The following is a 22704-nucleotide window of genomic DNA, read 5'->3' as shown; positions in this document are numbered from 1 at the left end:
ACAACATCATGCAGTCTAAATCATTTGTACTTTCGGCGATGCGTGGTGACAAAGGTGGTCAACTGACCATCCTTGCCATTCTTGCGGCCGTCATTCTTATTCCGCTGGCTAACACCATGTTGCCAAGTGGACACCCGCTTCATGTTGAGACTTTTACAATCTCATTAATGGGCAAATACCTGAGTTACGCAATGTTGGCGTTGGCGCTCGATCTTGTATGGGGCTACCTCGGAATCTTGAGTCTAGGCCATGGCGCTTTCTTTGCGCTTGGTGGCTATGCGATGGGCATGTACTTAATGCGCCAGATTGGTGACCGTGGGGTATATGGTGACCCAATCCTACCTGACTTCATGGTGTTTCTTGATTGGTCGGCGTTGCCATGGTTCTGGCAGGGCTTTGATCAGTTCTGGTTCGCCTGCCTAATGGTGGTGTTGGTACCGGGCGCATTGGCTTATTTGTTCGGTTATTTAGCTTTCCGTTCTCGAGTGTCAGGGGTGTATCTTTCTATCATGACTCAAGCGTTAACTTACGCATTGATGCTGGCATTTTTCCGCAACGAGATGGGCTTTGGTGGCAACAACGGACTGACGGATTTCAAAGACATCATCGGTCTGAGTTTGCAGAGTGATGCGGTCAAGATAGGTCTGTTTGTCGCGACTGGTATTGCGCTTATTCTCAGCTACATAGCTTGTCGCATGGTGGTGACCAGTCGATTAGGTCGTGTGGCATTAGCGATTCGTGATACGGAATCACGCACTCGCTTTATGGGCTATGACGTCGATGGCATCAAGCTGTGGGTCTTCGTTCTTTCTGCGGTTATCGCCGGTATTGCCGGGGCTTTATATGTCCCTCAAGTGGGTATTATCAATCCGGGAGAATTTGCTCCTCTTAACTCGATTGAGATTGTGGTTTGGGTAGCCTTAGGCGGTCGTGCCACTCTGTTTGGTGCCATTGTCGGTGCATTGATCATCAACTACGCCAAGAGTTGGTTTACGGTTGAGTTCCCGGAGGTGTGGCTGTTTGCTCTGGGTGGACTATTCGTACTCTCAACCATGTACTTCCCACAAGGTGTGATTGGCTTTGTCAGTGAAAAGTGGCAGCAGCTGCGCAAGGCATCAAATGGGAAAAACCAAGATAAAGATAAGGATGATCAGCACAAGGCCAAGGAGGTGATCGCATGACCACATTTAATAGCGTAAAGGAATCGGTTCAGGCGTTCACTCGTCGAGACGAAGTCTTTGATTACCTCAAACCCGATATTCATCCTGCCATCGATACTCGACATAACGTGCTGTTGTATGTCGAAGGCGTCAACAAAAGCTTCGATGGTTTCCAAGCGATAAACGACCTCAACCTCTACATCAAAGAGGGAGAGCTACGCTGCATCATCGGCCCTAATGGTGCAGGTAAAACAACCATGATGGACATCATTACCGGGAAAACTAAGCCAGATACTGGCGAAGTGTGGTTAGGTTCGAACATCAATCTACTCAAGATGAACGAAGCTGAAATTGCTAACGCAGGCGTTGGGCGTAAGTTCCAAAAGCCGACCGTGATTGAATGTTTAACTGTGTGGCAGAACCTTGAATTAGCCATGGCAGGTGATCGCTCGGTGTGGGCAACTTTCACTGCCGTGATGTCTGGCGAGCAGAAAGACAAACTCACCTCGGTACTAGAGCTTATTCACCTTAAAGACGAAGCGGCGAATTTGGCAGGTAACCTGTCTCACGGTCAGAAACAGTGGTTAGAGATAGGCATGTTATTGATGCAAAACCCTAGGCTATTGCTGGTGGATGAACCCGTGGCAGGTATGACTCACCAAGAAATGGATCGCACCTCTGAGTTACTTAACTCACTGGCAGGTAAGCACTCGGTTGTGGTCGTTGAACACGATATGGATTTCGTTCGTTCTATCGCCAGCCATGTCACCGTGCTTCATCAAGGTCACGTGTTGGCAGAAGGCACCATGGATCAAGTGCAGGCTCACCCTGAAGTTAAACAAGTTTATCTCGGAGAATAGGATGTTAGAGGTTAAATCAGTTAATCAATATTACGGTGAGAGCCACACGCTGTGGGATTTGGATATGCAGATCCCAGAAGGTAAATGCACGGTGCTAATGGGGCGAAATGGTGTCGGTAAAACCACCTTACTGCAATGCATTATGGGGTTGGTGAAGGTTGAAAGCGGTGACATCTCCTTATCGGGTGAGTCACTTTTGAAAACCGATGCCGAGGACCGTCCACGCCAAGGGATCGGCTATGTACCGCAAGGTCGCCAGATCTTCCCAATGCTCACTGTTCAAGAAAATCTAGAGGTCGGTTTACCGATTCGTAAAAAGGGTGACCGCAAGATCCCTGAATTCATCTTCGATATTTTCCCAGTGTTAAAAGAGATGCTACATCGTCGCGGTGGTGATTTATCGGGTGGCCAGCAGCAACAGCTAGCGATTGGGCGTGCGCTGGTGGTTAATCCAAAGCTATTGATCTTGGATGAGCCGACGGAGGGTATTCAACCCAATATTGTGCAAGAGATTGGCGACATCATTCGCATGCTCAACGAGAAAATGGGGCTCACGGTTCTGTTGGTTGAACAGAAGCTGCCGTTTGCAAGAAAGGTCGGTGACCGTTTTTGCATTATCGACCGTGGACGCCAAGTGGCAGAAGGTGAAATGACAGGGCTCGATGAGTCCTTGATAAAGGAGTACCTAACCGTATGAATTCTCTCTTTTCTCCGAATGAAGTAAGCAAGGCTTCTTTAGTAGAAGCTTTATCTTTGAATGAGACCATCGAACAAGATATTCGTGATGGTTGGCAAGCGAGTTTAAACCTCACCTTTGTCGATCGAGGTGATAAAACCGTATTAAAGAATCGTCAGCAGTCTGGTCCGCTTGCGGTGCAACGCCCCCTGTATCCTGATGGGGAAACGTGTCACACCTACTTACTCCATCCCCCCGGCGGAGTGGTAGGTGGTGACACTCTCAATATTAACGTGAATCTTGAGCACGGTGCTCACGCGTTGATTACCACACCCGGTGCGACCAAGTTTTATCGCTCAAACAACAAGTACGCCAAGCAGAAGCAGACCCTACGAGTGAAGAAAGATGCACGCTTGGAATGGATGCCGCAAGAGAACATCTTTTTCCCGAATGCACACGTTCGTTTAGATACTGAAATTCGCCTAGAAAAGGGTGCACAGTTTTGGGGTTGGGAGATGCACTGTTTTGGACGCCCTGCACAGAATGAGGGATTCGAGCATGGTCATCTCGTTGGGAAAACAGAAATCTATCTTGATAATCAAAGGCTTCTGACTGAAGGCTTTAATTTTCATGGTGGCGATAAGTTAATGATAAATATGGGGTTACTTGATTATTCAATGATGGGAACCTTTTATATCACTTCAAATGAGAAGCAAGATTTAGAGTTGGTACAGAGCTTGCTCTTATCTATTACACAGCAAGCTTCACAGCAATCAGTTACATCAAAAATGTCGAGTGAACCCACATTAATATTGGGCGCGACTCAGATAGAAGGATTGATTGTGGTGCGAGCCTTGGGTAATTGGAGTGAAGATATCCTCCAGGCCTTTGGTCAGATATGGCAAGCAACTCGCTCTCATTTATGTGGTACGACTCCTGATTTACCAAGGATTTGGGCGACTTAGCGATTAGCCCTTTTTGTACCTAGGGTGACTTCCGACCCTAGGTGCATTTTTTCAAGCTTGCTGTGATTGAATCCCACTTACTGCTCATGCGTTTTTGAGCAATAAGAAAACAACACTAACAGCGGGCGGCTAAATGGAATTAACACCAAGAGAAAAAGATAAGCTACTTATCTTCTGCGCAGGAATGCTGGCACAGCAGCGCAAACAAAAAGGCTTAAAGCTCAACTACCCAGAATCTATCGCACTGATCAGCAGTGCCATTCTCGAAGGTGCCCGCGAGGGTAAAACCGTTTCAGAATTAATGGATTTTGGACGCACACTTCTTACTGTCGATGACGTTATGGAGGGGATCCCTTCCATGATCCCTGATGTACAAGTCGAAGCCACTTTTCCTGATGGCACCAAGCTGGTGACCGTTCATGAACCTATCGTGTAGGGAGAAGTAATATGGCTGGTTCCACAAAACAATACTCAGGATTCGTTCCCGGAAAAGTAGAAACCGCACCGGGTGACATCACTCTCAATGAAGGCCGAGACACAACGTCCGTTAAGGTGCAAAACATTGGCGATCGTCCTGTCCAAATTGGCTCTCATTACCACTTCTATGAAGCAAACCCTTCGCTGATCTTTAACCGAGAAGTCACTAAAGGCTTTCGACTCAATATTCCTGCGGGTACTGCAACCCGCTTTGAGCCGGGTCAGTCGCGCAGCGTCGAGTTAGTGCGTTACGCCGGTAAGTTAGAGATCTATGGCTTCCAAGGAAAGGTGATGGGCAAGCTCTAAGCGCTCCCACGGAATAATGAAAATAACAAAGGATTGAACATGGCGACGATATCCAGACAGGCTTATGCCGAAATGTTTGGGCCAACAGTCGGTGACCGAGTGCGTCTTGCTGACACTGATTTATGGCTAGAAGTTGAAAAAGATTACACCGTATACGGCGACGAAGTGAAATTCGGCGGCGGCAAAGTTATCCGTGATGGACAAGGGCAAAGCCAACGTCCAAGTGCCGAAACTCCAGATTTGGTGATCACTAACGCGATTGTGTTGGATTACTGGGGCATCGTAAAAGCCGATGTCGCAGTCAAAGATGGTCGAGTTCAGGCATTGGGCAAAGCGGGCAACCCAGATGTTCAACCGGGCGTTGATATTGTGATTGGCCCGGGCACGGAAATTTTAGCAGGCGAAGGTTCAATCTTGACTGCTGGTGGTATTGATTCACACATTCATTTTATTTGCCCACAACAGATTGAAGAAGCACTGGCGTCAGGTGTGACAACCATGATCGGCGGTGGCACTGGACCAAACACAGGTACTAACGCGACCACATGCACACCGGGGCCTTGGAACATGCACCGCATGCTAGAGTCACTCGATCAATTCCCGATGAACTTTGGTTTGTTAGGCAAAGGCAATGCCAGTCAGCCAGAAGCACTACGTGAGCAAGTAGCGGCAGGCGCGGTGGGTTTGAAGTTACACGAAGACTGGGGAACCACTCCCGCTTCAATCGATACCTGTTTGAGTGTGGCTGACGAGATGGACGTACAAGTTGCGATTCATACCGACACTCTGAATGAATCTGGTTTTGTTGAATCGACACTTGGCGCAATCGGCGACCGCGTGATTCATACCTATCACACCGAAGGTGCGGGCGGTGGTCATGCTCCCGATATTATTCGTGCTGCAGGTGAGCCGAACGTTTTGCCTTCCTCAACCAATCCAACACGCCCTTACACCATCAATACCGTCGATGAGCACTTAGACATGTTGATGGTCTGTCATCACTTGTCACCATCGATTGCTGAAGATGTCGCGTTCGCAGAGTCACGTATCCGCCGTGAAACCATTGCCGCAGAAGACATTCTTCATGACTTAGGTGCCTTTTCGATGATCGCTTCGGACTCACAAGCAATGGGACGTGTAGGCGAGGTGATCACTCGAACTTGGCAAACTGCGCACAAGATGAAAGTTCAGCGCGGCAGCCTAAAAGAAGATTCAGACTACAGCGATAACTTCCGATTAAGACGCTATGTCGCTAAGTACACCATCAACCCAGCGATCACTCATGGTATGTCTCATGAAATCGGTTCGATCGAAGCCGGGAAATTAGCTGACCTAGTTCTATGGAAGCCAGCCTTCTTTGGCGTGAAACCAAGCGTGATTTTGAAAGGCGGCATGATCGCCATGGCGCCGATGGGTGACCCAAACGCTTCAATCCCAACACCTCAGCCAGTTCACTATCGCTCGATGTTTGGTAGCTACGGCAAGGCGTGTCAGAACACATCAATGCTGTTTGTCTCTAAAGAAGCCAAGGCGCAGAACATCGACAAGCAATTGGGTCTGCAGAGCTTGATTGGTGTTGTGAGCAACTGCCGAAACATCAGCAAAGCCGACATGAAGCTCAATGATTGGATGCCGAAGATTGAAGTCGACTCTCAGACGTATCAAGTACGCGCCGATGGTGAATTACTGACGTGTGAGCCTGCTGAAGAGCTGCCAATGGCACAGCGGTATTTTCTATTCTAAGCCTTTGACTAAAGAATCTTATTTTAGTGACCCTATTTTGAACGTTATAAATCTCACAAGGAGATTGAGGTAATAGCATGATTGAACTGACTCAACTGAATACTCAAATACAAAATGCACCGGACGGCTATTTGAGCCTGCCGATCGATAGTCGCATCAAAAGCCGCCTTAAGGTGATGCTAGATGACGGGCGCAATGCCGGACTGTTTCTACCACGTGGTCATATCTTGCGTGGCGGAGAACAATTAACTAGTGAGTGTGGTTTAACTGTCGAAGTGAAAGCGGCGCCGGAAACCGTGTCGACCGTTTACTGTGAAGACCCACATTTGCTAACGCGAGTGGCGTATCACCTTGGCAACCGACATGTTCCGCTGCAAGTGGAAGCGGGTTGGGTTCGTTACCAACACGACCACGTTTTGGATGAAATGGTTGCAGGCTTAGGCGCGAAGGTGACCACCGAGAAACAACCTTTTGAACCTGAAGGTGGCGCTTATGGCGGTCGCTCTGGTGGACATCATCACCATCATTAATCGAGTCATTGATGACTCACTAAACGATTTATATAACAACAAATATTAATAACTATAAACGCAAGGAACTCGCGATGAACTTTAAAACAGCTGCAGGCTTATGCACTTTCACAATAGCTTCTCTAACAACATCGACATTGGCATTGGCTCACCCGGGGCATGGTTCGCATTCGGTTCATGAGTCTCACTCATTTATGTCTGGCTTAACTCACCCTGTGACAGGTATGGATCATCTGATCATGTTGATCGCTTTCGGTCTGTTAATTGGCGCACTTTCATTTTCCACCAAGACAAAAGCCGCTCTGATTGGCGGTGGGTTGGCGTCTTTGGTGGTAGGGCTTATCGCAGGCCAAGCCTTAGGTTTCTCTGTGATTGTTGAACCCGCGATCATCGCTTCTCTATTCGTTGTCAGCCTATGTTTATGGCACGTGTTTTCACCATCGACTAAGCGTGTGAACAGTGTATTAGCGGCTTCGATTGGCATGTTGTTTTTCCATGGTTATGCGCATGGCGTTGAAGCGGCAAGTAACCTGACTCAGTTTGCAGCGGGTATGAGCATCACAGCTTTGGCTCTGATGGTTATAGGTACATTTGTTGGCCGCGCGGTTTACTCAAAATGGATGTCGGTTGGTGTGGCTTCAGCAAGCGCACTATTACTGTTAGGCGCGTAGGCTCTCGAACTTATTTGATTCTAGAAGACTGAGGGCACGGTTATGACCACAACAGAAAAAGTCGCCATCTATCGTCTGTTTCAATTGATCAGTCCGTCATTGCCGATTGGTGGGTTCACTTACTCGCAAGGCCTTGAGTTAGCGGTTGAAGCGGGCTGGGTGACCGATCGCAATAGTATGGAACAGTGGCTTAATACCATTGTCAGTTCCAGTGTTGCGACTTTGGAATTGCCCATCTTAGAGCGTCTTTACCACGCTCTAGAAAAGGGTGAACTCGATGAGATTGAGCACTGGTGTAATTACCTGTACTCAAGCCGTGAAACCAGTGAATTGCGGGCAGAAGAAAAGCAACGTGGGCAGGCATTGAATACTTTGTTGAAGCGCTTAGATATCGATATCTCGCTGGTGGACTCTGTTGATAGTCATCCAAACCAATTGTTGGGCATGTGTATGGCGGCTCAGCATTGGGGCATTGATTTAGAAAGCCTCAAGCAAGGTTACTTATGGAGCTGGCTTGAAAATATCGTTACCGCAGGAGTGAAACTGGTGCCTTTAGGGCAAACCGACGGGCAGTTGGCATTGATTAATATCACCAACACCTTTCCTGAGGTAATCGAAAAGGCCCGCACGATAGAAGATTGGATGGTAGGCAGCTTTTCGCCATCAATGGCATTAGCAAGTTCACTGCACGAAACACAATACACGCGACTATTTCGTTCGTAGCGGTCAGCTCGAACGGTGTAGTAAAAAGAATATAAGGAAGTAGACAATGGAAAGTTATAAGCAACCCCTTCGAATTGGTATTGGCGGCCCGGTAGGGTCTGGTAAAACAGCCTTGTTAGAGGTGCTATGTAAGGCGATTCGCGACAAGCTCAACATTGCCGTGGTAACCAACGACATCTACACCCAAGAAGATGCAAAGATACTCACGCGAGCAGAAGCGCTAGAACCGGATCGTATCATTGGTGTTGAAACGGGTGGCTGTCCGCACACGGCGATCCGTGAAGATGCGTCGATGAACTTAGCTGCGGTAGAAGAGCTTGCTAAGCTGCACAAAAACCTCGATGTGGTATTCGTCGAAAGCGGTGGTGACAACCTCAGTGCTACGTTCAGTCCTGAATTAGCCGACCTTACTATCTACGTGATTGATGTAGCGGAGGGGGAGAAGATCCCACGTAAAGGTGGCCCGGGTATTACACGATCCGATCTGTTAGTCATCAACAAGATCGATTTAGCACCGTATGTTGGTGCGTCACTTGAGGTGATGGAGCAAGACACTCAACGCATGCGACCAACTAAGCCATACGTGTTCACCAACCTAAAAGAGAGCCAAGGTTTAGATTTCATCATCAACTTTATTGTGACGGAAGGGATGCTGACCATGAAGGAGCCTTCTGCTACTGAGTAGAGTTTGAATTTCAAAACCAGTAGATACGAAAAAAGCCCTGTCGATTATCGATAGGGCTTTCTGGTTTGAAACGTTAGGTCGAACTTAAAGCTCGCTCTTAGTCACTCTTGTGGTCACTTGCGACTCAATCACACCGTCTTCAACTTGAGTGGTGATCACTTCACCGACTTCGACATCGTTAATCGATGATACCGTCTTGCTCGATTCTGAATGAGTAATGCTGTAGCCACGCTTTAGGGTTGCCAGTGGACTAACGGTCTCTAACTTCTCTGCAGCCATAGCGAGCTGGTGGCGAGTGGTTAGTAATGTCTTGTCCATTGCATCCAATAGCTTTTGCTCTGAACGTTGCAGATGCAGTTTCTGTTCGCCAAGGCGTTTCACTGGCGAGTTCAATTGAAGCTGGTGCTGTTTACGTTCAACACACTGTGCATGCTGTTTTAGGTATTGAGTCATACCACGACGCAAACGCATATCTAGGTCATCAAGCTGCTGACTCTGCTTTTGAAGTTGGTAGCTAGGGTGTTGCTTCTCTAAGCGGTATTTCAACGTTTGAGTTGATTGCGCCTGTTTGATTAACACATGACGAATCGCACTGACTAAGCGAGCACGTTTAGACGCGAAAGCTTGTTCTTTATGACTGTTATCACGGCTAACCAATTCTGCGGCAGCTGATGGCGTTGGGGCACGCATATCGGCAACGAAATCAGCGATAGTGACATCCACTTCGTGGCCAACGGCGCTGATAATCGGGATTTGGCTTGCTGCGATTGTGCGAGCTACGATCTCGTTATTGAAGCACCATAGGTCTTCCAGTGAGCCGCCACCACGGCCGACGATTAACACATCACATTCATTGCGTTCGTTAGCGCGTCCAATCGCTTGGGCAATCTGAATCGCCGCCTCTTCGCCTTGAACCATGGTCGGGTAAACCACAACCGGTAGCGAAGGATCGCGCCTTTTTAGTACATCAAGAATATCAAACAGCGCTGCACCGGTTTTAGATGTGATAACGCCAACACGTTTTGGGTGTTCAGGAAGAGCTTGCTTACTTGATTGAGCAAACAGTCCTTCTGCGGCAAGGTTCATCTTCAGCTTTTCAAATTCTTGCTGAAGTTTACCGTCACCCTCTGGCTGCATGCTTTCGATGATCAGTTGGTAGTCACCGCGTGGCTCGTAAAGAGATAGGCGAGCTTTGACTAAAACTTGATTGCCGTTCTGAGGCTTAAAGGTCACACGGCGGTTATTGCCACGAAACATGGCGCATTTAACTTGAGCGCGAGAGTCTTTTAGCGTGAGGTACCAGTGACCAGAGACAGGTGCAGAGAAGTTTGAGATTTCACCAACGAGCCAGACTATTCCCATTTCGTTTTCTAATAGGAGACGAACCTCTGAGTTGAGGCGAGAAACAGTAAAGATGTTTGGATTAGTCATAGAAGCACTATCTTTCCTTGAAGGAAGGTCTTTCTTGGAATCTCACAGGGCGTGAGTATGGAAGATAGCGGCAATATAATACATAGCAAGGGGGTAAATGCAAATTAAAAATACAAAAATGTGTAGCCAAGCGATTTCGCCGTGCGTATAATCCGTCTGCAATATCAAATCCAAATCACTTTATTATGCGAAACGATAAAGTTGGGTTTACTCCTTTTAACACCTTTGTTGTGAGATATTGCAAATGCTACGAATCGCAAAAGAAGCTTTAACTTTTGATGACGTTTTACTCGTCCCAGCACACTCAACCGTTCTTCCGAACACAGCTGATCTTCGCACTCAGTTAACGAAAAACATTTCTTTAAACATCCCAATGATCTCTGCATCGATGGATACTGTTACGGAAGCACGCCTAGCAATTGCCCTTGCGCAAGAAGGTGGTATTGGCTTTATTCATAAGAATATGTCAATCGAGCAGCAAGCTGAAATGGTTCGCCAGGTTAAAATTTACGAAGCTGGTGTGGTTTCTCACCCAGTAACTGTAAGCCCTGACGCGACAATCGCTGATGTTGTAGCCCTTACTCAAAAACACGGCTTCGCCGGTTTCCCTGTTGTTACTGAAACAAACGAATTGGTTGGTATCATTACTGGCCGTGACGTTCGCTTTGTTACTGACCTTTCTAAGAAAGTTGATGTAGTAATGACGCCTAAAGCTCGCCTTGCTTCTGTTAAAGAAGGTGCAACTCGTGAAGAAGTTCAAGAGAAAATGCACGAAGCGCGTGTTGAAAAAGTTCTTGTTGTAAATGATGACTTCCAACTGACTGGAATGATCACTGCAAAAGATTTCCACAAAGCAGAACGTAAACCAAACGCATGTAAAGATGAGCGCGGCAGCCTACGTGTAGGTGCAGCTGTTGGTGCTGGTGCTGGTAACGAAGAGCGTGTTGCTGCTCTAGTTGAAGCTGGCGTAGACGTTCTACTTATCGACTCTTCACACGGTCACTCTGAAGGCGTACTTAACCGTATCCGCGAAACTCGCGCTGCATACCCTGATCTACAAATCATCGGTGGTAACGTAGCAACTGGTGCTGGCGCACGTGCTCTTATCGAAGCGGGTGTTAGTGCAGTTAAAGTTGGTATCGGCCCAGGTTCAATCTGTACGACTCGTATCGTTACTGGTGTTGGTGTTCCTCAAGTAACAGCAATCGCAGACGCAGCGGAAGTTGCAAACGAATACGGTATTCCAGTAATCGCAGATGGCGGTATCCGCTTCTCTGGCGATATCTGTAAAGCTATCGTTGCTGGCGCATCTTGTGTGATGGTTGGTTCAATGTTCGCTGGTACTGAAGAAGCACCGGGTGAAGTTATCCTTTACAACGGTCGTTCTTACAAGTCTTACCGTGGTATGGGTTCTCTTGGCGCGATGTCTCAAGGCTCTTCTGACCGTTACTTCCAATCTGACAACGCTGCAGACAAGCTTGTTCCAGAAGGTATTGAAGGTCGTATCGCATACAAAGGTCGTCTAAAAGAGATCGTTCACCAACAGATGGGCGGTCTACGCTCAAGCATGGGCCTAACGGGTTCTGCAACTGTTGAAGACATGCGTACTAAAGCTGAGTTTGTTCGTATCTCTGGTGCGGGCATGAAAGAATCTCACGTACACGATGTTCAAATCACGAAAGAAGCACCTAACTACCGTTTAGGTTAATAATACGTCCAAACGTTTGAATAATGTGCTGATTTAGTCGGCACATTAATATATCAATCGTAGTAAATAACTGGTCATCCTAGCTTGTTAAAAACCTCGATAACTTCGTTAGAATTTTTGATTGTAGAATAACTACTTATCAGAAAATCCTGCCTCGTTCTCAGGCTTTTTTCCTACGCTATTCCTGAACACTTACTTACTGTGATTGGTATTATATCTACCGCCTGTTTTGTTAAAAGTCCGATTTTCTCAAAACACGTGGTTAAAGATATCTAACGAAAACGTTTGCTTTATTTCTTGAAGAGTTAATCAGAGGTGAGTAAACTCGCCTCCGTTTTATCACATAGCCAATAAGACTGCTTACAATGACTAAAAATATTCATGACCAACGTATTCTAATTCTGGACTTCGGTTCTCAATACACACAGCTAGTAGCTCGTCGTATTCGTGAGATCGGTGTTTACTGTGAACTTTGGAGCTGGGACGTAGAAGAAGCGGATATTCGTGAATTCAATCCAGACGGTATCATCCTATCTGGTGGCCCTGAAAGTGTAACGGAAGAGAACTCTCCACGTGCACCTCAGTACGTATTTGATTCAGGTGTTCCTGTATTCGGTATCTGCTACGGCATGCAAACTATGGCTGAGCAACTTGGCGGTAAAGTAGCAACGTCTACTGAACGCGAGTTCGGCTACGCTGCTGTACAAGTAACTGGTGAATCTGCACTTTTCGCTGACCTTGAGTCTACTCAAGATGTTTGGATGAGCCACGGCGACAAAGTAGTTGAGATTCCAGCTGATTTCACAAAGATCGCTGAAACAGACACTTGCCCATACGCTGCAATGGCAAACGAAGAGAAGAAGTACTTCGGTGTTCAATTCCACCCAGAAGTAACACACACTAAAAACGGCCTGAAAATGCTTGAGAACTTCGTTCTTAACGTATGTGGTTGTGAAGGTCTGTGGACTTCAGCTTCAATCATTGAAGATGCAGTTGCACGTATTAAAGAACAAGTAGGTGACGATGAAGTTATCCTTGGTCTTTCTGGTGGTGTTGATTCATCTGTAGTTGCGATGCTTGCTCACCGCGCTATCGGCGACAAACTAACATGTGTATTTGTTGATAACGGCCTTCTTCGTCTAAACGAAGCTGAGCAAGTTATGGATATGTTTGGTGACCAGTTCGGCCTAAACATCATCAAAGTCGATGCAGAAGATCGTTTCCTTAAAGCTCTGGAAGGCGAAGCTGAACCAGAAGCTAAGCGTAAAATCATCGGTCACGTATTCGTAGATATCTTCGATGAAGAGTCTAAGAAACTATCTAATGCTAAATGGCTTGCTCAGGGTACTATCTACCCAGACGTAATCGAGTCTGCAGCATCTAAGACAGGTAAAGCACACGTAATCAAATCTCACCACAACGTTGGTGGCCTTCCTGATGATATGGAAATGGGTCTTGTTGAACCTCTACGTGAGCTGTTTAAAGATGAAGTACGTAAGATCGGCCTTGAGCTTGGTCTTCCATACAACATGCTTTACCGCCACCCATTCCCGGGTCCTGGTCTAGGTGTTCGTGTTCTTGGCGAAATCAAGAAAGAGTACTGTGATCTACTGCGTCGCGCAGATGCTATTTTCATTGAAGAGCTTCACGCTGCTGACCTTTACCACAAAGTATCTCAAGCATTCACGGTATTCCTACCAGTACGTTCAGTTGGCGTAATGGGCGATGGCCGTAAGTACGATTGGGTTGTATCTCTACGTGCCGTAGAAACTATCGACTTCATGACTGCTCACTGGGCACACCTACCATACGACTTCCTAGGTAAGGTTTCTAACCGTATTATCAACGAAGTTAACGGCATTTCACGTGTTGTTTACGATATTTCTGGTAAGCCACCAGCAACTATCGAGTGGGAATAATCTCTTAGAGATTTAACCAGCTTTGATTAAGATCTTAAGCCTCGAACTCAGTTCGGGGCTTTTTTCTTTTCGATTGATTATATTGATTCATTACATTAAAGGCTTATGAGCAATACCTCGAAATCAAATGAACAATAACTAGAAACCAAATGAGTTGGAAACTAGATATCAGCTCAAGAAACCATGAGACGCTTTGTTGTGCTGAGCCATGTATCAAAAAGATCACTCGCACTTTTTATAAATTCACACAGCTACAGCTAGGCCATTCCACATGTGAAGCATACTCTGTGATGGACTTATTAAGGACAGATAAGAGAATCCATCATGTTAAAAATCAAATATTTGGCGACAGTACTGGGCTGCACATTAGCAGCGCAAAGTCATGCGTCTTTGAACATTCAACCTGATCCGCAAAACCCGAATGGTTACCTTGTTGAAAAGTCGGCTCTACAAGCTGCTGAACAAGCGAAAACATCCGATCCTATGTATGCGATCTGGTCACAGGCCCTTCAAACTCGCCCGAATACAATCGTTGAAGCGATTGAACCCGGTTCCCCCTCCAACCCTGAAAACATAAAGCGTGTAGAGCGCGTGTTCCCTCAATCGGAATGGAACTTCCTCACTCAGATGGCAGCGCCAGAATACACCTACACTCGCTTCTTACGTGCAATTGGCAAATTCCCAGCCTTCTGTGGAGAGTACACCGATGGCCGTGATTCTGATGCTATCTGTAAAAAATCCATCATCACGGCCTTTGCTCACTTTTCACAAGAGACGGGTGGGCATATCGCGATAGACAACACCTCTGATAATCCATTAGCTCTAGAAGAGTGGCAGCAAGCGCTGGTGCATGTTCGCGAAATGGGTTGGTCTGAAGGCCAAGAAGGTTACACCACCGGTTGTGGTCAGAACGATTGGCAGAATGCCCGTTGGCCATGTGCTGCGGGACAGGGCTACTTCGGACGTGGTGCTAAACAGCTTTCTTACCATTTTAATTATGGCGCGTTCTCTGAAGTGATGTTTGATGGTGACGCGACGGTGCTTCTCAACAATCCGGGCTTAGTGGCGGATTCTTGGTTGAACTTAGCGTCTGCTATCTGGTTCTTTTTAACACCACAAGCGCCTAAACCGGCAATGCTGCATGTAATTGACCGAACATGGACACCATCTCAACGTGAATTGGATGCGGGTATTGGCTATGGCTTTGGTACCACAATCAACGTGATCAATGGTGGTATTGAATGTGGCGAGCAGAACAAAGACAAAGGCCAACCCGTTAACCGTATTCGTTACTGGGAAGGGTTAGCCGCGCACTATGAAATTCCTGTAGAAGCCGATGAAGCCAATACATGTTGGCAGCAAACGCCTTACGGAAGCTTGAATCTCAACGGAGCAACGGATGTGTTGTACACCAACTGGGATGGTAACTGGAAATACTACGCAGACCGCCCAGAAGGGTATTCATTTGAGTGTGAGCTAGTGGGCTTTCAAACTGCTTATTCCGCACTGGTGGCTGGCGATTACGAGAAGTGTGTGACCAACTTTTATGGTTCTCATGCGAGTTGGCCTGAAGTGAAAGTGGTCGATAAGCTGGATCCGGTAGATCCTGGTACTGATCCGGGTGGTAATGGTTGGAGTGCGACCAAGGTTTACAACGCGGGTGACCAAGTGACTCACAACGGTGCAACCTATGAAGCGAAATGGTGGACACAAGGGGATGACCCTACCAATGGTGGCCCTTGGAAACTAGTAGCGGGCGAGCCAACACCACCAGTTGTGACAGATCCAACGCCTGTTGATCCTGCCCCTGTCGATCCAGAACCAGTAGACCCAACACCAGTTGAACCACCTGTGACAGAACCGCCAGTGGTTGTCGATCCATCTGAATTTATTACGTGGCAAGCCGGTGTTAGCCAAGTGAGTAATGGCGATAAAGTGACGCATAACGGTAAGTGCTTCGTGGCTAAAAACGGCCCAGGTGTTTGGGAAAGCCCAGTTCAATCGAATTGGTTCTGGGATGAAATCAGCTGTAATTGATAGTCTGAATACTGAAGAGGTGGCCTAAGTTACGAGCTCAGTAGTACGACCATAGCGATATAAATAATCAAAAGCCGAAAGTTTCTACTTTCGGCTTTTTTCCGTTTCGAACTTGGCTATTTAAGCAGGGTGATTGGTCTATTTGGCTATGTTGAAGCGCATTTAAAGACTAATTATCCAGTTAGAGGATAAAGTTCTGTACAAATGATGCTTGTGAATTTATATTCAAATTTAATTTATATTTATTCTCTTATTTTAGGGTTAAGGTGTACCTATGGAACAGACAGATATCACGTCACTCATCCCCATTGTGATTACTTTGGTGTTGTCGTTGGCGACAAGGAATGTGGTGATTGGCCTTTTTGCTGGCGTGCTGAGTGGTGTTGCGATGCTGACTGGCATGTTTAGCGAACTTAACCCGCTTGATACGTTTGGTACCATGGTTAAAGGTTACCTAGTCCCTCAGCTTACAGATAGCTACAACGCTGGCGTGATTATGCTGTTGGTGTTCATCGGTGGTTTTGTCGCTTTGATGGAAAAGTCGGGTGGTGGCGTCGCGTTTGCAAAGCGAGTGACTCAGTGGGTAAGCAATAAATGCCAAGCTCAATTGTCAGCATGGTTGGGTGGAATCGTTATATTTTTCTCAGACTTAGGCACCCCTTTAATTGTTGGCCCTGTTTTTCGTCCCCTTTTCGATAAACTGAAACTTTCTAGACAGAAGCTAGCATTCATCATTGATTCAACCTCGTCGCCCGTTGCTATTCTTATCCCTTTCATTGGATGGGGTGTTTACATCATGAGCCTTATTCAGAAAGAGTTCACGGCGTTGAATGTCAACATGTCCGATTGGGATGCCTTCATCGGTGCGATTCCTTTTCAGTTCTACGCATTTCTTGCGATTTTCATCGTTCCGCTTGTGTCCGTTAAAGGTTTAGACTTTGGGCCAATGGCAAAAGCCGAGCGTGATTGCCAGGCGGGAATTAACTCTGGCGTGAATAACGAATCACTAAATCCGTTCTCGCATAAAAATGCAAAGGCATCTTTTGTCTGGGCACCATTGTTAGTGATGCTGGTGGTGTTGTGTGCCATGCTGGTACCACAAGGTTTCCCGTTCCAAAAGGTCGCAGGTTCATCATTTAGAGCGGCGTTATCATCGGCTTATTTCTTTGCGGCGATTACATTAATTTCGTTAATGGCTTACTACGGTGTAAGAAAGTTGTCTGATGGTGTTTCTGTGTACTTAAAAGGCATGGGAAACATGATGCCAGTCGCGATCATCTTGGTATTGGCTTGGGCATTAAGCACCGTTGGTAAAGAGTTGGGTGCGGCAGCTTATATTGCTGAGCAAGCACAGAGCGGCTTTCCATATTGGTTAGTACCTGCGGTCGCGTTTTTATTATCGGCTATCATTTCATTCGCAACGGGATCGTCGTGGGGAACCTTCGCGATAATGATGCCATTGGTTATTCCAACCGCGATTGCGATAGATGCTCCGCTTCTCGTCGCAATTGGCGCTGTGTTGTCTGGTGGCTTGTTTGGTGACCATTGCTCACCGATTTCTGAAACCACGATTCTTTCTTCAACCGGGGCAGGGTGTGATCAGTTTGAACACTTTAAGACGCAGCTTCCTTACGCATTGATGAACGGCTCTATTGCTCTGATTAGTTTTGTAGTCGCAGGCTTTACGGGAAGTGCATTGGTTGTGTTAGGCGCTCTTGTTGCTCAGTTGATTGTCGTGACGTTGTTAGCCAAGCGCGATGCGAGTAAAAACGCTTCTTCAGACGTTCAATCTCAAGTGCCTGAATCTAAACCACAACAAGCGTAATTTAAGATTACAAATGAGAGACTAGATACGGGATGCGAGTAAACGAGTAACGAAAAGCTCGCCCTATTATTACTCGTGTTTGCAATTTAGTTTCTCGCTTACTCAATCTGAGCCCGCTGTTCGCATCCCGAATCTCGTTACCCGCATCTACGAAAACCACCGTCATTCCCTATAGCGAGGTATGAGCGTATTAGGGAATCTCTACCGTTTATCGTCGGTGCTTATGTCTAAAAGGAGATTCCAGATATCTCGTTCCTCGATTCTGGAATGACGACTGAGTGAGTAGATGCGGGATACGAGTAAACAAGTAACGAAAAGCTCGCCCTATTATTACTCGTGTTTGCAATTTAGTTTCTCGCTTGCTCAATCTGAACGCGCTCTTCGCATCCCGTATCTCGTTACCCGCATCTAAGCAAACCTCTGTCATTCCCTACAGTGAGGAACGAACGTGGTAGGGAATCTCTGGCGTTTATCGTCGGTGCTTATGTCTAAAAGGAGATTCCAGATATCTCGTCCCTCGATTCTGGAATGACGATCAAATGAGTCGATACGTGACAGGGAATTTGTTTACTTATAGGTTCTATGAATTAATTAGCGTTGTTATGAAACTAATTTTCCATAAGATCATTTACACAATCTTAGTTTTCGATAACTGGATTACCTAGTTGTACGGTTTATAGATTAAAATTTTCTGACAACTTTTATTGTTTTTTTTTAATCAACCACTTTAATAAGGTAAATTCGCAATGTCGACCAAACTAGCTAACCCAGCGCCACTAGGCTTAATGGGTTTCGGTATGACCACTATTCTTCTTAATATCCACAACGCAGGTTTCTTTCCAATCGATTCAATGATTCTTGCTATGGGTATTTTTTACGGTGGTTTGAGCCAAGTTATCGTGGGCACAATGTGTTTCAAACGTGGTGACACGTTCGGTACAACTGCGTTTACTTCTTACGGCCTATTCTGGTTGTCTTTGGTTGGTTTAATCGTGATGCCTTACATGGGTCTACCTGCAAGCCCTGCAGCATTCATGGGTTGGTACCTACTACTATGGGGCATCTTCACAGGCTTCATGTTCATTGGCTCTCTATGCTACCCAGTGGCGAAGCAAGTAGTATTCGGTTCACTAACTATCTTGTTCTTCCTACTTGCAGCTCGTGATTTCACTGGCAGCGAACTAATCGGCACTATCGCTGGTTTTGAAGGTATCTTCTGTGGCGCTTCAGCTATCTACTTTGCAATGGCACAAGTAATCAACAACGAATACGGCCGCACAGTACTGCCTATCGGTGAGAAGAAAGCCCCTCAAATGGCAACACAAGAAATCGCTGCTTAATACTCTAACTCGGGAACAGTTAGTTTGTTATAAGCCATTTATTGGTTATGAATAAAACAAAAGGGGTTAGCCGAAATAGCTAACCCCTTTTTTATGCGTTATTAATAGCACTATTTGTTAAAGCGATCTATTTGCTAAGGAAAGCTTAAGCTGAAGGTTGCTCTACAGGTTTAGTGTCTGCAGCTTCTGCTTCAGGAGACTTGCCTGTTTTACGCTTGTACTTCTCTTCCCAGTAAGTTGCACCTTTAATGCCTAGTTTTACAGGGTTGAATGTGTACTCAGTTACGCCTTGTTTCTGCTGTTCTTCGTAGTCAGCTAGAGCTTTAAGCGCAGGCTTAGACATGAAGAAGATGATCAGAATACCAACGATGTTTAACCATGCCATCAAGCCAACACCAACATCACCCATTGCCCATGCAAGGTTCGCTGTTTTAACTGTGCCATAGAAAACGGCAGTGATAAGAACAAGCTTAAGTACGAACATCATGCCAGGGATCTTGATGGTACGACGTAGGTAAGCAATATTCGTTTCTGCGATGTAGTAGTAAGCAAGAATCGTTGTAAATGCGAAGAAGAACAGAGCAAATGCGATGAATGGCTTACCAATGCCTGGTAGTGCACTTTCAATAGCAAGCTGTGTAAATACAGGACCATTCGCACCGATGTTTGCTGATAGGTTCTGAACAAGGAACACACCCTCAGCGCCGCCGTGAACGTTGTAAGCACCAGTGATGATGATCATGAACGCTGTAGCAGAACATACTAGAAGAGTATCGATGTAGATAGAGAATGCTTGTACCAAACCTTGCTGAGCTGGGTGATCAACACTTGCAGCCGCTGCCGCGTGAGGACCAGTACCTTGACCCGCTTCGTTTGAGTAAACACCACGTTTAACACCCCAACCAATTGCAGCACCGAAGCCTGCCATAGGTGTGAATGCATCACCAACAATCATTGCGAAAACCGTTGGCACTTGGCTGATGTTTAGCAGAATGATAACGAACGCGATGATGATGTAAGCCAATGCCATGAAAGGAACAACGATTTGTGTGAAGTTCGCAATACGTTTAACACCACCAAAGATGATGAAAGCAAGGATGATAGCAACAACAGTACCGGTGAAAATTTTAGCGAAACTGAATGTACCGACAGCTGTTTCAATCATGTCACCTGAGCCAAATGCAGCTTCTACAGCATTACCAATACTGTTTGACTGAACACCTGGAAGCAAAATACCACATGCAAAAATAGTCGCGATAGCGAAGATCCATGCGTACCACTTCTGACCCATTGCTTTTTCAATGTAGTAAGCCGGACCACCACGGAACTGGCCTTCGTCTTCTTCTTTGTAGATTTGCGCTAGCGTAGATTCTGCATAAGCAGTCGCGGCGCCAAAGAAGGCTACAACCCACATCCAGAATACGGCACCTGGGCCGCCGAAACCGATAGCGGCAGCAACACCAGCAATGTTACCTGTACCGACACGGCCAGATAGAGAAACGGCCAGAGCTTGGAAAGACGAGATGCCTTTTGATGAGCTTTTACCCGATAGTAGCAAGCGCCACATTTCAAAGAAGTGACGGATTTGAACAAATCGAGTCATGATGGAGTAGAACAAACCTGCACCTAAACATAGGTAGATAAGTACTGGACTCCAGATTATTCCATTCAAAAAATCAACGAATGACTGCATGAGTATTTTCCCTGTTAGTTTTGCTTATGATTGTTTTTCGAACAACACAATACTTCACTTGTAACCCGAGTGTTAAATTATTTAACTGCCTATTAGGATTACTGTGACATAAAGCATGTTACAGGGGGTGTTTGTTAACGCTTAGTGCTAATTTGATAATCGTTCCATTAAAATTGATATGCAATTAGTTGTTTTTAGTGTCGGTTTGTAAAGTGAATAAATAGTGATTAATACAAATTTTCGAAACTCACAATATGTGTCAGAAGGGAAAATAGAAGAAAAATGAGAGGAAACGTTGTTCAGTACTCATGACTGTTAACACATTACGACGGCAAAGACGCAAGAATATATCACCGATATAGTGAAATTAGGCAGGTTTAAGGGGAGGTATTATTTAAAATATCAGTAGTAATTTTTAGAACTTTCCGTAAGGATTACCGCAATCAGAAATCGTGAATCAATCGCCTGTTTTAAACGACTTTAAATCCTTTCCCAACCAAAGCTTGAGCGAACTCAGACTGAGTGTTTGGATCTCCGTGAATCAAATGTACCTCTTTGGGTGGCACGGTTATTTCTTCTATAAATCGATTGAGATCATCTTTATCAGCATGAGCAGAGTAGCCAGACATACTATGGATCTGAGCCTTCACCTCAACGTGTTGGTTATCGATGGAAACCTGTTTTTCGCCTTGTTGCAGCTCTCGTCCGAGCGTCCCGTGCGCTTGATAGCTCGCTAAAATTACATCGGTTCGTTTATCGGGAAGCAAGGCAGATAAGTAGTTCATTATCCTACCACCCTGACACATCCCAGAAGCTGCGACCACAATCGCGGGTTCACCTGTCGACTTGAGGCGATTCACGATTTTCTTGTGCATTCTATGTCCATCGACCGTAATGCACTGCTCAAAAGCGAGTGGGTGGCGTTCCAGTTCAAGACGCTGCTTTGCTTCTTGTCCCCACAACTCTTTAAAGCGTCGGTATGAACGTGTCACTTTCTGAGCCATCGGAGAATCGAGAATAATAGGAATATCGCTACTGAGTTGATGCTCAAAGATCAGGTGCTCGATATCAAACAGCAGTTCCTGAGTTCTGCCGATACTGAAGGCCGGAATTAGAATAACGCCACCGTCGAGCAGTGAACGATCAATTATTGCTTTGAGGCGCTCAGCTCGCGTAGCGATATCATCATGAGTACTGGTGCCATAAGTGGATTCGATAAACAGATAGTCGGCTTGTCGTGGTGGCTTAGGATCGGGCAGTAGTGGTGTGTTACTTGGGCCCAAATCGCCAGAGAAGACTACCACCTCTTGGTTGGGTAATTTAATCTCGATATAGGCAGAACCTAAGATGTGCCCCGCAGGTTGAAAGCGAGCATGTAGAGTATTTGGCCTATGATGATCCTTTCCGTTGTTTTGCTGTTTAGACGTGATTGGAAACCATTCCCCGTAAGGCTTGGGAGCAATTAGCGAATGAATCTTTTTGAGTATCAGCTTCGATTGTTTATTGCTGAGCCCTTGCAGTTTTAAGCCATCCTCAATCATTAAAGGAGCGAGTTCGGCGGTGGCTTGCGTGCAATAAATTGGCTGGTTAAATCCACTGGCGAGTAACCAAGGTAATCGACCAATATGATCAATGTGAGTATGGGTCAGCAGCAGAGCGTTGAGGTGGGACGTTTCAAATTCAATATCAAGAGGGCGTGCATCTTCTCCTTGAAGCTTTTTACCTTGAAGATCTAAACCTTGAAATAAGCCACAATCGATGAGTACCGCTTGGCCTGAATCTCTTAATTCGTGACAAGATCCTGTGACAGTATGTTTGCCACCATGGTGAATCACTTCCATCGTTTACTCCCATTGCTCTATAAGGCAGATAACGCCTGTTTTTATTTTGCGGATAAGCGCCAGCAAGTAAAACAAGAACAATGAGAGTTGCGATCGTTGAGTGTCTTTTTAAGT

General features: G+C 46.1%; 19 protein-coding genes. 16 read left to right on the top strand and 3 right to left on the bottom strand.

Annotated elements, in window-relative coordinates:
• Nucleotides 1-8 precede the first annotated feature (8 nt).
• The 11 genes from urtC to ureG all read left to right on the top strand — a co-directional run bounded on the left by urtC (nucleotide 9) and on the right by ureG (nucleotide 8796).
• Nucleotides 9-1181, top strand: coding sequence for an urea ABC transporter permease subunit UrtC (gene urtC, locus AB6D06_RS08935; RefSeq protein WP_050052935.1), 1173 nt, complete (start codon nucleotides 9-11; stop codon nucleotides 1179-1181).
• Nucleotides 1178-2020, top strand: a complete 843-nt coding sequence (gene urtD / locus AB6D06_RS08930; RefSeq protein ID WP_017056203.1) for an urea ABC transporter ATP-binding protein UrtD — start codon at nucleotides 1178-1180, stop codon at nucleotides 2018-2020. Before urtC ends, urtD begins: the two co-directional genes overlap by 4 nt.
• Nucleotide 2021: 1 nt before the next feature.
• Complete coding sequence (gene urtE, locus AB6D06_RS08925) at nucleotides 2022-2717, top strand: urea ABC transporter ATP-binding subunit UrtE (protein ID WP_017062505.1); 696 nt, start codon at nucleotides 2022-2024, stop codon at nucleotides 2715-2717.
• Nucleotides 2714-3661: an urease accessory protein UreD gene (locus tag AB6D06_RS08920; RefSeq protein ID WP_372104483.1), complete on the top strand. Its 948-nt coding sequence runs from the start codon at nucleotides 2714-2716 to the stop codon at nucleotides 3659-3661. The genes urtE and AB6D06_RS08920 overlap by 4 nt, the downstream gene beginning before the upstream one ends.
• A gap of 133 nt (nucleotides 3662-3794) precedes the next feature.
• Complete coding sequence (gene ureA, locus AB6D06_RS08915) at nucleotides 3795-4097, top strand: urease subunit gamma (protein ID WP_004735119.1); 303 nt, start codon at nucleotides 3795-3797, stop codon at nucleotides 4095-4097.
• Between the two features lie 11 nt (nucleotides 4098-4108).
• The gene (locus AB6D06_RS08910) at nucleotides 4109-4444 is read left to right on the top strand and encodes an urease subunit beta (RefSeq protein ID WP_017062503.1); all 336 of its coding nucleotides are present in this window, start codon (nucleotides 4109-4111) and stop codon (nucleotides 4442-4444) included.
• Between the two features lie 39 nt (nucleotides 4445-4483).
• On the top strand, nucleotides 4484-6187 hold the full coding sequence (ureC, locus tag AB6D06_RS08905) for an urease subunit alpha (protein ID WP_017084416.1): 1704 nt from the start codon (nucleotides 4484-4486) through the stop codon (nucleotides 6185-6187).
• 77 nt (nucleotides 6188-6264) lie between these two features.
• Nucleotides 6265-6717 (top strand): urease accessory protein UreE, encoded by a 453-nt coding sequence (ureE, locus tag AB6D06_RS08900; RefSeq protein ID WP_108117935.1) that lies wholly within the window; start codon nucleotides 6265-6267, stop codon nucleotides 6715-6717.
• Nucleotides 6718-6791: 74 nt separating this feature from the next.
• Nucleotides 6792-7388, top strand: a complete 597-nt coding sequence (locus tag AB6D06_RS08895; RefSeq protein WP_372110130.1) for a HupE/UreJ family protein — start codon at nucleotides 6792-6794, stop codon at nucleotides 7386-7388.
• 42 nt (nucleotides 7389-7430) lie between these two features.
• A complete protein-coding gene (locus AB6D06_RS08890; RefSeq protein WP_372110129.1) occupies nucleotides 7431-8111 on the top strand; it encodes an urease accessory protein UreF in 681 nt (226 codons plus the stop codon).
• 46 nt (nucleotides 8112-8157) lie between these two features.
• Nucleotides 8158-8796 (top strand): urease accessory protein UreG, encoded by a 639-nt coding sequence (gene ureG / locus AB6D06_RS08885; RefSeq protein WP_048614361.1) that lies wholly within the window; start codon nucleotides 8158-8160, stop codon nucleotides 8794-8796.
• 84 nt (nucleotides 8797-8880) lie between these two features.
• On the opposite strand, the gene xseA is transcribed toward ureG, so the two are convergent.
• Nucleotides 8881-10227, bottom strand: a complete 1347-nt coding sequence (xseA, locus tag AB6D06_RS08880; protein ID WP_372110128.1) for an exodeoxyribonuclease VII large subunit — start codon at nucleotides 10225-10227, stop codon at nucleotides 8881-8883.
• Nucleotides 10228-10471: 244 nt separating this feature from the next.
• On the opposite strand from xseA, the gene guaB reads away from it, so the two are divergent.
• The 5 genes from guaB to AB6D06_RS08855 all read left to right on the top strand — a co-directional run bounded on the left by guaB (nucleotide 10472) and on the right by AB6D06_RS08855 (nucleotide 19056).
• Nucleotides 10472-11935: an IMP dehydrogenase gene (gene guaB / locus AB6D06_RS08875; RefSeq protein WP_017062496.1), complete on the top strand. Its 1464-nt coding sequence runs from the start codon at nucleotides 10472-10474 to the stop codon at nucleotides 11933-11935.
• A gap of 365 nt (nucleotides 11936-12300) precedes the next feature.
• A complete protein-coding gene (gene guaA / locus AB6D06_RS08870) occupies nucleotides 12301-13854 on the top strand; it encodes a glutamine-hydrolyzing GMP synthase (protein ID WP_017059729.1) in 1554 nt (517 codons plus the stop codon).
• Nucleotides 13855-14178: 324 nt separating this feature from the next.
• Complete coding sequence (locus AB6D06_RS08865; RefSeq protein WP_372110127.1) at nucleotides 14179-15891, top strand: glycoside hydrolase family 19 protein; 1713 nt, start codon at nucleotides 14179-14181, stop codon at nucleotides 15889-15891.
• Between the two features lie 274 nt (nucleotides 15892-16165).
• Nucleotides 16166-17716: a Na+/H+ antiporter NhaC family protein gene (locus tag AB6D06_RS08860; protein WP_372110126.1), complete on the top strand. Its 1551-nt coding sequence runs from the start codon at nucleotides 16166-16168 to the stop codon at nucleotides 17714-17716.
• A gap of 746 nt (nucleotides 17717-18462) precedes the next feature.
• Entirely contained in the window at nucleotides 18463-19056 is a 594-nt protein-coding gene (locus tag AB6D06_RS08855; protein ID WP_010440610.1) for an acetate uptake transporter, read from the top strand.
• Nucleotides 19057-19201: 145 nt separating this feature from the next.
• Here the strand turns inward: AB6D06_RS08855 and AB6D06_RS08850 are convergent, their stop codons facing one another.
• A complete protein-coding gene (locus tag AB6D06_RS08850) occupies nucleotides 19202-20749 on the bottom strand; it encodes an alanine/glycine:cation symporter family protein (protein WP_372110125.1) in 1548 nt (515 codons plus the stop codon).
• A 470-nt stretch (nucleotides 20750-21219) separates the two neighbouring features.
• On the bottom strand, nucleotides 21220-22590 hold the full coding sequence (locus AB6D06_RS08845; protein WP_372110124.1) for an MBL fold metallo-hydrolase: 1371 nt from the start codon (nucleotides 22588-22590) through the stop codon (nucleotides 21220-21222).
• Between the last annotated feature and the right edge of the window lie 114 nt (nucleotides 22591-22704).

The sequence above is a fragment of the Vibrio sp. 10N.239.311.G01 genome (assembly GCF_041465805.1).
GTDB classification, from domain to species: domain Bacteria; phylum Pseudomonadota; class Gammaproteobacteria; order Enterobacterales; family Vibrionaceae; genus Vibrio; species Vibrio crassostreae_C.
Note: the sequence above shows the minus strand (reverse complement) of the source record. Positions and strands in the feature narration are given on the sequence as shown.